This is a genomic window from Mycobacterium sp. NGS54, assembly GCF_059812465.1.
In genome coordinates this window covers 353,329-366,256 of record NZ_JCALCS010000006.1, presented here as the reverse complement: position 1 = coordinate 366,256, position 12,928 = coordinate 353,329, and the positions used below count along the sequence as shown (strand labels likewise).

General features: G+C 69.0%; 13 protein-coding genes. 3 read left to right on the top strand and 10 right to left on the bottom strand.

Annotated elements, in window-relative coordinates:
• Window positions 1-72 precede the first annotated feature (72 nt).
• Complete coding sequence (locus AC5Y5E_RS20920; protein WP_499904685.1) at window positions 73-1,653, bottom strand: PucR family transcriptional regulator; 1,581 nt, start codon at window positions 1,651-1,653, stop codon at window positions 73-75.
• 84 nt (window positions 1,654-1,737) lie between these two features.
• Here AC5Y5E_RS20920 and pruA point away from each other — a divergent pair, with 84 nt between their 5' ends.
• Genes pruA through AC5Y5E_RS20905 form a run of 3 tightly spaced genes read left to right on the top strand, consistent with a single transcriptional unit; the run spans window position 1,738 to window position 5,089 of the window.
• Entirely contained in the window at window positions 1,738-3,369 is a 1,632-nt protein-coding gene (gene pruA, locus AC5Y5E_RS20915) for an L-glutamate gamma-semialdehyde dehydrogenase (RefSeq protein ID WP_499904684.1), read from the top strand.
• A complete protein-coding gene (locus AC5Y5E_RS20910; RefSeq protein WP_499904683.1) occupies window positions 3,369-4,328 on the top strand; it encodes a proline dehydrogenase family protein in 960 nt (319 codons plus the stop codon). Before pruA ends, AC5Y5E_RS20910 begins: the two co-directional genes overlap by 1 nt.
• Window positions 4,329-4,345: 17 nt before the next feature.
• Window positions 4,346-5,089: an MBL fold metallo-hydrolase gene (locus tag AC5Y5E_RS20905; RefSeq protein WP_499904681.1), complete on the top strand. Its 744-nt coding sequence runs from the start codon at window positions 4,346-4,348 to the stop codon at window positions 5,087-5,089.
• A 3-nt stretch (window positions 5,090-5,092) separates the two neighbouring features.
• On the opposite strand, the gene AC5Y5E_RS20900 is transcribed toward AC5Y5E_RS20905, so the two are convergent.
• Genes AC5Y5E_RS20900 through AC5Y5E_RS20860 form a run of 9 tightly spaced genes read right to left on the bottom strand, consistent with a single transcriptional unit; the run spans window position 5,093 to window position 12,820 of the window.
• The gene (locus tag AC5Y5E_RS20900) at window positions 5,093-5,701 is read right to left on the bottom strand and encodes a TetR/AcrR family transcriptional regulator (protein WP_499904680.1); all 609 of its coding nucleotides are present in this window, start codon (window positions 5,699-5,701) and stop codon (window positions 5,093-5,095) included.
• Window positions 5,698-6,768: a zinc-binding dehydrogenase gene (locus AC5Y5E_RS20895; RefSeq protein ID WP_499904678.1), complete on the bottom strand. Its 1,071-nt coding sequence runs from the start codon at window positions 6,766-6,768 to the stop codon at window positions 5,698-5,700. The genes AC5Y5E_RS20900 and AC5Y5E_RS20895 overlap by 4 nt, the downstream gene beginning before the upstream one ends.
• 10 nt (window positions 6,769-6,778) lie before the next feature.
• Window positions 6,779-7,948, bottom strand: a complete 1,170-nt coding sequence (locus tag AC5Y5E_RS20890) for a lipid-transfer protein (protein ID WP_499904677.1) — start codon at window positions 7,946-7,948, stop codon at window positions 6,779-6,781.
• Entirely contained in the window at window positions 7,945-8,388 is a 444-nt protein-coding gene (locus AC5Y5E_RS20885; protein WP_499904675.1) for a MaoC family dehydratase, read from the bottom strand. Before AC5Y5E_RS20885 ends, AC5Y5E_RS20890 begins: the two co-directional genes overlap by 4 nt.
• Window positions 8,385-9,491: an acyl-CoA dehydrogenase family protein gene (locus tag AC5Y5E_RS20880; RefSeq protein WP_499904674.1), complete on the bottom strand. Its 1,107-nt coding sequence runs from the start codon at window positions 9,489-9,491 to the stop codon at window positions 8,385-8,387. The genes AC5Y5E_RS20885 and AC5Y5E_RS20880 overlap by 4 nt, the downstream gene beginning before the upstream one ends.
• An 8-nt stretch (window positions 9,492-9,499) precedes the next feature.
• Window positions 9,500-9,898, bottom strand: coding sequence for a Zn-ribbon domain-containing OB-fold protein (locus AC5Y5E_RS20875; protein ID WP_499904673.1), 399 nt, complete (start codon window positions 9,896-9,898; stop codon window positions 9,500-9,502).
• Window positions 9,898-10,446, bottom strand: a complete 549-nt coding sequence (locus tag AC5Y5E_RS20870; protein ID WP_499904671.1) for an FAS1-like dehydratase domain-containing protein — start codon at window positions 10,444-10,446, stop codon at window positions 9,898-9,900. The genes AC5Y5E_RS20875 and AC5Y5E_RS20870 overlap by 1 nt, the downstream gene beginning before the upstream one ends.
• Complete coding sequence (locus AC5Y5E_RS20865) at window positions 10,443-11,639, bottom strand: acyl-CoA dehydrogenase family protein (protein ID WP_499905032.1); 1,197 nt, start codon at window positions 11,637-11,639, stop codon at window positions 10,443-10,445. Before AC5Y5E_RS20865 ends, AC5Y5E_RS20870 begins: the two co-directional genes overlap by 4 nt.
• The gene (locus AC5Y5E_RS20860; protein WP_499904670.1) at window positions 11,639-12,820 is read right to left on the bottom strand and encodes a cytochrome P450; all 1,182 of its coding nucleotides are present in this window, start codon (window positions 12,818-12,820) and stop codon (window positions 11,639-11,641) included. The genes AC5Y5E_RS20865 and AC5Y5E_RS20860 overlap by 1 nt, the downstream gene beginning before the upstream one ends.
• Window positions 12,821-12,928: the final 108 nt, after the last annotated feature.

Here is a 12,928-nt window from a genome sequence, read left to right as displayed (position 1 = left end):
ACCTAGTGATGCCCGCTGACGTGAGCCATTAGCGAGAACCGCAATTGTGGACAAACCGCCAACTGTGGATAACTAGGCCGAGCGCTCGGCCGCCCGCAATCCCAGCGAAAACACCAACCGCACCTCGGGGTCCGACAGCGAGGTGCCAAGCAGCTTCTCGATCCGCCGCACCCGGTAGCGGACGGTGTTGGGGTGCACCTGCAGCCACTCGGCGGCGGCGGCGACGTCGCCGAAGCTGTCCAGGTACGCCCGAAGGGTCTCCGCCAGCACGGGGTCGCGCGCGCGCAGGTCGCGTATGCGCGTGTCGACCAGCCGCTCGTTGGCGCCGACCAGCGTGACGATCTCGTCGAGCAGGACGGTGGTGCGCGCTTCGGCCACCGATGTCACACGTCCGATCGAAACCGGGTGTCGCTCAGCGCTATCGAGCACGCGGTCCAGTTCGGCGCGCGCGGCGGCGACCGCCGCCAAGCCGGCGACCGGCGCGGCGATGGCGGCGCGAAGCTCTACGCCGATCTCGGCGCGCAGCGCGGCGATCGTGCCACGGACCCAGGAGGCGACCGACCGCATCTGGGTCTGGGGCAACAGCACGTAGATTCGCGAATCGTGCGACGCGATTTGGGCGTCCCGGCGAAAAGCGCTGGCGCTCAGGGCCAGAACCTCGGGCAGCCGTGGATGGGGGTCCCCGATGGTATTCCACCCGATCAGCGCGGCGGCGCCATCGGCGGCGAGGCCGAGGTCGCGCGCGATGGCGCCCACGTCGGCCGGCTCGTCCGTCAGACCCAGAAGTTGCTGCACCCGCCGCGCCTGCGTGGACGGCCGGGCGGCCAGGCGGGCCATTATCCGGGCAGCCAATACCGCTGCGCCGCGCAACATCTCGTCGGCGTCGTCGGCCAGGGGCTGCGACCCTTGCTGCACCCAGATCGTGCCGGCGAACACCGGCGGCCGGCGGGCACCGGCCGGCGGTTGGTGGACCCCGATCGCCAGCCGCGGCCGAAGCCCCAGCTCCGGGCGTTCGGCGACGCGCACCACCTCGCCGCTGGCTCGCAGCGCGTCGAAGATGCCCCATTGGCCGATCCACTGCAAATGCTCGGGCGGGCCGGCGCGGCCCAGGATGGAAAGGCGGCGCAGTTCGTCGGCCTCGTCGTTGGAGGCCGAATAGGCGAGCACGTGCGACTGCGCGTCTTCGATGCTGACCATGCCGTGGATGCGGTCGGCCAGCGACTGGGCCAGGCCGAACAGGTCGGTGCCCGAATCGTCGACCGGCTCACCGCGGTCCCCATGGTGTTCCAGGACGTGGTTGACCAACTGGTAGAGCCGCTCCCAGCGCGCCCGCGGCTCGACGGCCACCACCGCCGATCCGGCCGCGACCGCCTTGGTCACCAGCGCGTTCGACGGCTCTTTGGCGAAGACCGCCACCGGCGCGCGCGCCTGCCCGGCGAGCCATCGCACGGCCTCGTCCTCGGCGACCCCGAGCAGGAAGAAGACGTCGGCCGAACCGGCCGCGGCCGCCAGGCCCAGCCGCACGTCGTCGGAGTCGATGAGCGCCGCGGATCCCACCGGAAGGTCGAGGCCCCGGGGGGCGTCGACCAGCCTGACCAGCGTCGCGTCCAGCGCGAGCAGCAGCTGGCCGAGGCCGACCGGCGGCGATTGCATATTGTCCGATCTTACTACTAAACGCGGTGGATCCTGTCCAATCGGCTAACAGGATCGCGCCCCGCCCGGGGGACCCTTAGCGGCATGGACGCGATCACCCAACCGCCCGCCCCGGCCAACGAGCCGGTCCACGACTACGCCCCGAAATCCCCGGAACGAATCCGCCTGTTCGCCGAGTTGAGCGCCCAGGCCGGCAACCCGATCGACCTGCCGCACGTCATCGGTGGCGAGCACCGGATGGGCGACGGCGAGCGGATCGACGTCGTGCAGCCGCACCGGCACGCCGCGAAGCTGGGTACCCTCACCAACGCCGCGCACGCCGACGCGGCTGCGGCCATCGAGGCCGCGATGGCCGCCAAGAAAGACTGGGCGGCAATGCCTTTCGACGAGCGCGCTGCGGTGTTCCTGCGTGCGGCCGACCTGCTGGCCGGGCCGTGGCGCGAAAAGATCGCCGCCGCAACGATGCTCGGCCAATCCAAGTCGGCTTATCAGGCCGAGATCGACTCGCCCTGTGAGCAGGTCGACTTCTGGCGGTTCAACGTGGCGTTCGCCCGCCAGATCCTGGCGCAGCAGCCGATCAGCGGGCCCGGCGAGTGGAACCGCAGCGACTACCGGCCGTTGGACGGCTTCGTCTACGCGATCACGCCGTTCAACTTCACCTCGATTGCCGGCAACCTGCCGACCGCACCCGCGTTGATGGGAAACACCGTGGTGTGGAAGCCGTCCATCACCCAAACCCTGTCGGCCTACCTGACAATGCAACTGCTCGAGGCGGCCGGCCTGCCACCCGGTGTGATCAACCTGGTCACCGGCGACGGGTTCGCAGTTTCCGATGTGGCGCTGGACGATCCGCGGCTGTCCGGCATTCACTTCACCGGGTCGACGGCCACCTTCCAACAACTTTGGCGGCGGGTTGGCGCCAACATCGGCCGCTACCACAGCTATCCGCGGCTGGTCGGGGAGACCGGCGGCAAGGACTTCGTCGTCGCGCATGCCTCGGCGCGCCCGGATGTGTTGACCACGGCGCTTATTCGCGGCGCGTTCGACTACCAGGGGCAGAAGTGCTCGGCCGCGTCGCGGGCGTTCGTGGCGCACTCGGTGTGGCAGCGCATGGGCGACGACTTCCTGGGCCGGACCGCCGCGCTGCGCTACGGCGACATCACCGACCTGACCAACTACGGCGGCGCGCTGATCGACCGGCGGGGCTTCATCAAGAACGTCGACGCCATCGAGCGGGCGAAGGGCGCGCCCGGAATGACGATCGCCGTCGGCGGCGAATACGACGACAGCGACGGCTATTTCGTGCGGCCCACCGTGCTGCTGTCCGACGACCCCACCGACCAGGCCTTCGCGACCGAGTACTTCGGCCCGCTGCTGTCGGTCCACGTCTATCCCGACGACCAGTACGAACGGATTCTCGACGTCGTCGACACCGGTTCCCGCTACGCGCTGACCGGCGCCGTCATCGCCGACGACCGTGCGGCCGTGTTGACCGCGCAGGACCGGCTTCGGTTCGCCGCCGGGAACTTCTACGTCAACGACAAGCCGACCGGGGCGGTGGTCGGGCGCCAGCCGTTCGGGGGTTCGCGCGGATCTGGCACCAACGACAAGGCCGGATCGGTGCTGAACCTGTTGCGCTGGACGTCGGCCCGCACCATCAAGGAAACATTTATCCCGGCCACCGACCACACCTACCCGCACATGCAGGGCGACTGATGGCCGGCGTCTTTGCGCGCACGGTTCGTCCGGCGATCATGGCGGCCCGGCGACGCGAGGGGTTGCGCCGGGCCGCTGAGCGGCTGCCGATCACCCGGCGGGTGGTGCGCCGGTTCGTGCCGGGGGAGACCATCGATTCGGCGCTGAACAGCGTTGCCGCGCTGCGTGAATCGGGTCGATGCGTCAGCGTCGACTACCTCGGCGAGGACGTCACCGACGTTGACGACGCCGACGCGGCGACGCAAACCTACCTGGATCTGATCGAGGTGCTGAGCCGGTCCGGCGATCTCGGTGATGACGGCATCCGGCCGCTGGAGGTGTCGCTGAAGCTGTCGGCGCTGGGGCAGTCGCTGGAGCGCGATGGCGAGAAGATCGCGCGGGAGAACGCCTGGTCGATCTGCTCCGCCGCGCGGCGGGCCGGGATTTGGGTGACGGTGGACGCCGAGGACCACACCACGACCGACTCGACGCTGTCGATCGTGCGCGACCTGCGGGCCGAATTCCCCTGGCTTGGCGCGGTTTTGCAGGCCTATCTGCGGCGCACGCTCGGCGACTGCGAGGAATTCGCCGCTTCCGGGGCCCGGATTCGGTTGTGCAAGGGCGCCTACGACGAGCCCGCGTCGGTGGCCTACCGTGGCGCCGCCGAGGTCACCGAGTCCTATCTGGCCTGCCTTCGGGTGCTGATGGCCGGGTCGGGCTATCCGATGGTAGCGTCGCACGACCCGGCGATCATCGAGGCGGTTCCCGGCATCGCCGGGGAATTGTGTCGTGGCGCCGGCGATTTCGAATACCAGATGCTGTACGGCATCCGCGACCGCGAACAGCGGCGGTTGGCCGACGCGGACAACCGCGTGCGGGTGTACGTACCGTTCGGCACGCAGTGGTACGGATACTTCCTGCGGCGGCTCGCCGAGCGGCCGGCCAACCTGGCGTTCTTCCTGCGGGCGCTGACGCACTAGGGCGTAGCCTCTGCGCTATGAGCCTGGTTGTCGACGAGATGCCCGAGCTTGGCATCACGCGGGTGTCGCGCTGGATCTTCAACTGTTACGTGTTGCGGGGCGACGACGGCATGGTGGTGGTCGACGCCGGACTGCCGCGGGTCGCCGGCGACCTCGCGGCCGTGCTGGGCCGCGGCGGGACCCTGCAGGCTGTGGTGGCGACGCACGGCCACAGCGACCACGTCGCCGGCGCGGTGGAACTGGCGGCACGCCACCGCGCGCCGATCTGGCTGCCCGAGGCGACGCTCACTTACCTCGAAGGGGTGAAGCCGCGGACGCCGACGCCGGCCAAGGCCGCAAGCATCTGGCCCACCATGATCGACCAGCCGCTCGATCGGGTCGGCGTGGCGGGGCTGCTGGGCGGCGCCCGGGTGGCCGGATATGGCACCCCGCTCGGCATGCGCTGGAGGGGTCCCTCGCCGGCCGGCGGGCTCGGCGACGGCCGGCCGCTGCCCGGCGCGTCGCAGTGGACCGTGGTCAATGCTTACGGTCACACCGACGACAGCATCGCGCTGTGGAATCCGAGCACCCGGACGCTGCTGTCCGGTGATGCCGTGCTGACCGTGCGCGGCAAGGCCTGGCACACACCGGAAATCGTCGACGCGTCGAGTGCCGCCGCCACCCGCCGGCGCCTCGAGGAGCTGCCGGTCGCCCACCTCCTGCCTGGCCACGGCCGACCGGTTCACGCCCCCGAAACCGTTTGGCCGCAACAGCGGCGCTGAGCCCTAGCCGCGCCGGGGCCGCGGGCGATCGCCGGCGAATCCCCGCACCACGTGCGCGCGTACGAACTCCGCCACCACCTCGGGGTCGTTCATGTCCAGCGTCGACGACGGCGTGCTGAAGAGCGAAAAGAGCATGCGGGCAAACCATTCCCCGGCGGCCTCGACGTCGAGGTCCTTGCGGACCTCGCCGGTGAGCCTGGCGGCGGAAAGGTAGGGCGCGAAGAACTCGACGCACTCGCGCAACAACACCGCGGCGTCCTTGGTCAGCAGCAGGCTGGTGGCGTCCTCGTCAAAGTACTTCTCGGAGGCCAGGACCTGCCGCGCCTGGGTGACGAACACCGCCGCGCGGCTCAGCTTGTCCTCGAGCGAGCTGCCCGCCTCCATCGCCCTGGACATCTCGCGGTAGAAGCGTTCGGACGCGTGTTCGGCGCACGCCTCGACGATCGCGCCCTTGTCGCTGAAGTACTCGTAGATGGTGCTGCGCGAAACGCCGGCCTGCTTGGCGATGTCGACGATGGTCGCCTTGTCCAATCCCTGTCTGCCGAAACAAATGAACGCGGACTCGACGATGAGTTCGCGCGTGTCGGTGGTCTGCGCCGCCTGGGTCGTCACGGCACCAACGCCCCCCTCGGCACCAGCCCGGCGTCGGCGGCGGCGAAGGCGTCGTTGACGTCGTCCAGGCGGAACGGTTTGGGCATCAGCCGGCCGAAAGGAAAATTGGTGTGCCGCAGGAAGGACAACCCGATCGCCAGCGTGACCGGGTCGTAGAGCATCACGCCGCGCACCGACTTGTTGCCGTAGACCAGGGCACTGGGATCGAGCTCGAAGGTGCGTCCCATCCCGACGTTGCCGACCTCGAGCAGCGTGCCGCCGTTGTTCAGAAAGCCGATGCCTTCGGGAATGACGCCGGGCACGCCGACGACCTCGAGCACCCAGTCGGCGCCGATGCCGTCGGTATGTTGGCGGACCCGCTCCGTCACCTCGTAGGAGGAGATGTCGCTGGCGTCGATGCAATGGGTCGCACCGAAATCGGATGCGACGTCGAGTCGTTCGGCGATCTTGTCGATGACGATGACGGCCGCCGCGCCCGCGGTGCGGGCCACGGCGGCGGCGTTGATGCCCAGCCCGCCCGCGCCCTGGATGACGACGGTGTCGCCCAGTCGCACGTCGCGCAGCGCGAAAAGCACCTGTGCCAGCGCACAATTGAGCGGCGTGACGGCCTCGTCGGAGAGCTCCTCGGGCACCTTGTAGACCGGTTGTCGCCGACTGGTGTAGTAGTACTCGCCGTGCGCGGCCACGAAGTGCGGGGCCTGCTCGTGGGTGCGGTATTCGCCGGCCATCAGGTTCTGGCACGCATACGACCGGCCCCGCGCGCACGCATGACACTGCCCGCAGGTCCAAAAGTACGGTGTGACGACGCGGTCGCCGACGGCGAGCGGCTTGCCGGTCGCGTCGGAGGTCAGCCCCTCGCCGAGTTCGGCTATCTTGCCGACCATTTCGTGGCCCAGGGCAAAGGGGCACGGCAACGGCAGCTCGCCGCGGAAGATGTGCAGGTCGGATCCGCAGATGCCCGCCATCCGCAGCTTGAGCGCCGCGGTCCCCGGCGCGGGCGCGGTGAGCGGGAATTCGGCCAGCTCGATCGGCCCCCCCGGTGCGGTCAACACCGCGATCTTGGGCATGAGCTTCCCCTTAGTCGGCGGGCGCGAGGATCAGCCCGCTGGTCGGCACGCCGGTTCCCGACGTGACGAGTACGTGCTCTACGTTGTCGACCTGGTTATGCGAGGTGCCGCGCACCTGTCGCACGCCCTCGGTGATGCCGTTCATGCCGTGGATGTAGGCCTCGCCGAGCAGCCCGCCGTTGGTGTTGATCGGAAATTCCCCGCCCAGCGACAGCCGTTCGACGGTGGCGAAGTCTTTGGCCTCGCCGCGCCCGCAGAAGCCGAGCTCCTCGAGCTGCGTGAACACGAACGGCGTGAAATGGTCATAGATGAACGCGGTTTGGATGTCCTGGGGCTTGAGGCCCGAGTCGCGCCACAGCCGGTTGGCGACCACCCCCATCTCCGGGAGCCCGGTGATGTCGTCGCGGTAGTAACTGGTCATCATCTCGCCGTTGGCGGCCGCGCCCTGGGCGGCCGCGGTGATGATGGCCGGCGGCTGCCTCAGGTCGCGCGCGCGTTCGGCGCTGGTGACCACCAGGGCGACCCCGCCGTCGCTTTCCTGGCAGCAATCCAGCAGGCGCAGCACGGGTTCGACGATCCAGCGCGACTTCTGGTGATCCTCGAGCGTGATGGGGCGCTGGTAGAACCAGGCGTCGGGGTTGGTCGCCGCGTGCGCGCGGTCGACGACGGCGATGCGGCCGAAGTCCTCGTTGGTCACCCCGTACGTCGACATGTAACGCTGGGCGTGCATCGCGACCCACGCCGCGGGGGTGAGCAATCCGAACGGGGCGTAGTGCGCCATGAACAGCGGGGTCGCGGTCATGTCGCGCCCGCTGCCGCCGAACCGGAAGCCGGACCGTTCGTTGAACGCGCGCCAGCAGACCACCACGTCGGCGACCCCCGTCGCGACGGCCATCGCCGCGTGCACGACCGTGCCGGCCGCCGCGCCGCCGCCGTGATGGACGCGGGAGAAAAAGCTCAGGTCGCCGATGCCCACGTTGCGGGCGATGTCGATCTCGTCGCTGGAGTCCATGGTGAAGGTGACCATGCCGTCGACGTCGGCGGGCGTCAGGCCGGCGTCGTCGAGAGCGGCGCTGACCGCCTCGCAGGCCAATTGGAGCTCGCTGCGCCCGGATTCCTTGGAGAACTCGGTCTGGCCGATCCCGACGATGGCGCAGCTGCCGGGCAGCGAGGAGCTCATGCGCGGGCCCCGTCGAGCAGGCTCAGCACCGCGGTGCCGGAGACGTGATCGCCCAGGCTGTTGGAGCCCTTGAAGGTCACCTCGACGAAGTTCTCGCCGTCGGAGCCCTCGGTTTTGGACGTCACGCTGCCGGTGAAGCGCAGCGGGTCGTCGGGGAAGCACGGCACGCCGAGGCGGATCGACAGGTTCTTCACCATCGCCTCGGGACCGGCCCAGTCGGTCAGGAAGCGCACGCAGTATCCGTTGGTGGTCAGGATGTTCATGAACAGGTTCGGCGAGCCCTGCTTGTTGGCGAAGTCGCGGTCGTGGTGCACCGGCATGAAATCCCGCGACGCGATGGCGCCGGCGACGATCATCGTGGTGGTGATGGGGATTTCGAGCGGGGTCGCCTCGTCGCCGACGTTGATGTCGACCCACTTGAGGGTGGTGCGGCTGGTCATCGGTTTCCTTTCGGATAGGTGCTGCCGATACTGGCCAGCTGCGCAGTGGCGGGACCGAGGGCGAGCTCGTTGTGCTTGGCCCACAGGAAATAGCGGTGCAGGGGATAGGTGACGTCGATCCCGATGCCGCCGTGGACGTGTTGGGTGGTGGCGGCGACCCGGGCGCCGGCGTCGGCGGCCCAGAACTTCGCGATGCGAGCCGCCCGGTCCGCAGCTCGTTCCCGCGCGATCAGCCAGGCCGCATGCCAGGTGGTCCATCGGATCGCTTCGACGTCGATGAAGGCGTCGGCCATCCGCTGCTGCACCGCCTGGAAGCTGCCGATGGGCCGCCCGAATTGCTCACGGCCGCTGGTGTAGTCGGCCGCGATGCGCAAGGCTCGCTCACAGACGCCGAGCTGGATCGCGCACAGGCCGACCAGCGCCCGCATGTGCAGCGATTCGATCGGTCCGTCCAGCCGGTCCCGCGCGGAAACCGTTGCACCATCGAGGAATACGTCGGCATGCGGTTCGCGGTTGGTGGTCGCGACCGGCCGGATCTCGACGCCGTGGGCGTCGGTGGGCAGCAAAAACAGGCCGACCTCACCGTCGTCCGTAGCGGCGGGGATCAGGACGGTGTCGGCGAGCTGGGCGGCCGGGACCAGCTCCTTGGCCCCGTCCAGCCGCCAATTCGCCCCGTCGCGAGAGGCTTTGGTGGCCGGGCTAGCCGGATCGGATCGGCCGGGCTCCTGCAGGCCCGCGCTCAGGACGCGGGTTCCGGCGACGACGCCGGGCAGGAACCGTTGCCGTTGCTCGGGGGATCCGTGTCGGGCGATCGGGTCGGCGCCGAGCACCAGCGTCGCGTAGGCGGGCACCGGGGCGACGCTCCAACCCACCTCGGCCAGCAGCACGCCCAGCTCGAGGAACCCGCCGCCGTTGCCGCCGACCGCCTCGGGCAGCGCGGTGCCCAACAGGTCGGCGGCCGCGAGCTCGCTCCAAAGCGCGGCGTCATAACGGGTTTCGCCGGCCTCCAGTTCGGTCAGCCGTTCGGGGGTGGCCCGGCGCTCGAAGATATCCCGGGCGAGTTTGGCGATCGTCTCCTGCTCTTCGGTGAACGTGAAATCCATCGCCCCACCTACCGGACGGGCCGAAACTGGTGCAGCACCAGGTCGTCATCGAAGGCCTGGTAGTAGACCTCGACCGGCATTCCGACCGTCACGTCGGCGGGGTCGATGCCACACAGGTTCGACACTACCCGCACCCCTTCGTCGAGCTGCACCAGCGCCACGATGTAGGGATATTCGAAGAACGGGAACCGGGGTTCGTGCGGCATCACATAGCTGTACACGGTGCCGCGGCCCGAGGATTCGATCGGCTCCCACTGCAGGGACCGGCAGTTCGGACACATGGGGCGAGGCGGGTGGCGCAGCGCGCCGCATCCGCCGCAGCGCTGGATCAACAGCTTGTGCTCGCGCAGGCCGTTCCAGAAGAACTCGGTGTCCGGGCTGATCGCCGGCGCCAGCCGGGGGGCCATCAGGCTGCCGGCCTGAATCGCAGGACGCGGAATCGCTGTCGCCCCAGTACCTCACCGGTCTCGTCGGTGTAGGTGATCAACCAGGTCAAAAAGAAGCCGGTGCCCAGCGCCGTCTTCTTCTCGTCGGAGACGTCCTCGAACACCGATGTCGCGCTGATGACGTCACCCAGCCGCGGATAGCGTTCGATCTCGAATTCCGAGTTGGTCGCCACCGTGCTGGTGTACCCGGCCTCGTCCAGGAATGCCGTTGGGTTGCTGAGGATCTCGACGGGGGCGCCGCCCCGCTCGCGGATTCCCTCCAGCTTCGGGGACGGCATGGTCCAGGTTTGCAGCATCACCGGCGGCGACACGATGCCGCCGAACCGCGACGACGCCGCGAACTCCGGGTCGAGGTAGACCGGGTTCATGTCGTCGAGCGCGTAGGCCCAGTGCCGGATCATCGGCTGGTTGACCGGATCCGGTGCCACCGTGGGCAGTCCGGTGCCGCCGGTGGGTTGGCCGACGAGCGCCCGCAGCTTCGCAAGCACCTCGGAATCTTGGTCGGTCATGATCCTCCTGTTTCCTGGGGGCGAAGGTCGCGGGGCGCTCTCGGCATCCCCAACCCGGCCATGGCGATGATGTCACGCTGAATCTCGTTGGCGCCACCACCGAACGTGTTGATGACGGCCCAGCGATACGCGGTTTCCAGGGCGCCGCGCAACGGCGCGTCGTCGCCGCGGCGCACCCCGTTGCCGTCGAGCACCTCCAGCAGCTCGCGGGCGACTTGCTGCGTGAGCTCGGTGCCGAAGACCTTGGCGGCCGACGCTTCTCCCATGCTGAGCACGCCCTTCGTCATCGCGGCGTTGATCCGCGTGTTGACGAGTTTGTACGCGGCGACCTGGGCCTCCACCCTGGCCAGCGCGAGCCGCACCCACGGCTGGTCGATGACGCGTCCGCCGTCGAGCTCGGTGGTGGTGGCCCAGTCCAGGGTCTTCTCGAACAGCGGCTCGAGCGCGCCGAGGTTGCCCAGGGCGGCGCGTTCGAAGTTCAACTGGGTGGTGATCAGCTGCCAGCCCTGGTTCTCGCCGGCCACGATGGCGCTGGCGGGGACCCGGACGTCATCGTAGAACGTGTAGAAGGTGGAGATGCCCGGCATGGTGTGCAGCGGCTGCCAGGAGAACCCGGGCGACGAGGTGGGCACGATGAAAATCGAAATGCCCTTGTGCTTCTTGACGTTCGGGTCGGTTCGGGCGGCCAGCCAGATGTAGTCGGCGTAGGCGGCGCCGCTGGTGAACATCTTCTGGCCGTTGATCACGTAATCCGCGCCGTCGCGCACCGCGGTGGTGCGCAGCGACGCCAGGTCGCTGCCCGCTCCCGGCTCGGAGTAGCCGATCGCGAACTCGACGCTGCCGTCGAGGATGGCCGGCAGGAATTTCCGCTTCTGCTCCTCGGTGCCGCATTGCATCAGGGTGGGGCCGACCGTGTTGAGCGTCACCAGCGGGATCGGTGCGCCGACCCGCTGCGCCTCCTGGGCGAAGATGAATTGCTCGATCTCCGAGAAACCGCGTCCGCCATATTCTTTGGGCCAGCCGACGCCCAGCAGCTTGGCCGCCGCCAGGGCGCGCACGCATTCGCGCACCTCGGGGCCGCCCTCCATGCGCTCGCTGAGGGCCATGGTGCGTTCGGGCGTCATCACCTCTTCCAGCGCGGCGCGGATCTCGGCGCGCAGCTGCTGCTGCTCAGGCGTGTAGTCGAGCTCCATCACCGGGCCGTCCCGAGCCGCACCGGCATCCGCTTCACGCCGGGCACCATCGTGGCCCGCATCCGATCCACCTCCCCGACCAGCTCCAGCCTGGGGAAGCGCCGCAGCAGCTCGTCGAACATCACCGCGGCCTCCAGGCGCGCCAATTGTGCACCGACGCAAGAGTGTTCACCGCATCCGAACGCGATGTGCGGGTTCGGATGGCGGGTCACTCTGAACTCCTCCGAGTCGGCGCCGAAGATGTCCTCGTCGCGGTTGGCCGACCCGTACAGCATCACCACCGAGTCGCCCTCGGCGATCCGCTGCCCCCGGATCTCGACGTCGGCCGTCGCGGTACGCGCCATGTGCGTCACCGGGCTGTTCCAGCGCAGCATCTCCTCGACGGCGCCCGGGATCAGCGAGGGGTCCTCGACCAGCAGCCGGCACTGGTCGGGGTGGGTGATCAGCGCGCACGTGCCCAAAGCGATGAGATTGCGGGTGGTTTCGTTGCCGGCGACCAACAACAGGAACGCGAAGTTGAGCAGGTCTTCGTCGGTGAGGCGGACCCCGTCGATCTCCGCGCCCGCCAGTACCGACAACAGGTCGTCGTGCGCCTCGACGCGCCGCTGGGCGATCAGCTTCTGGAAGTACTCGAAGAGCTGCCCGATGGCCACGAAGGGATCGAGTTCGATCTCTGGGTCGGCGCTGCCGGTGGCGGCGTCCGACCACGCCCGGAACTGCTCCCAGTCGTCGGGCGGGGCGCCGATGAGCTCGGCGATCATCCGGGTGGGCAGCGGCGCGGCGATCTCTTCGGCGAACTCGTGGACGGAGTCGGGTCGGACGTCGTCGAGGATGCCCCGCACGATCTCGCGGATCTTCGGCTCGAGGACGGCCACCCGGCGCCGGGTGAACCCGGAGTTGATCAGCTTGCGCATCTGCCGGTGCCGCGGCGGGTCGGTGAAGATCAGGCTGCCCTGCTGGACCGGGCTCGGCTGGGCGGGATCGGGGATGGTGATGCCCTCGGTGGAGCTGAACAGCGCCGGGTTGCTCGACACGAAGCGGATGTCCTCGTACTTCAGCAACGCCCAGAAGTTCGTCACGTCGTTCCAGCACACCGGCGACGACGCGCGCAGCTCCCGGTACGCCGGGTACGGGTCGCCCGCGTAGAAGTCCGGGGAATGCAGTGGAACAGCGGTCCGCATGGCGGGCCTCCCTCGGCAGGCGATCCGACACATCACACCGATGTGTCTTGCGACGTTGTGTCTACTCCGGTGCGGCCGTGTCTGTCAATGCGCCGCCAACGCCGTGCA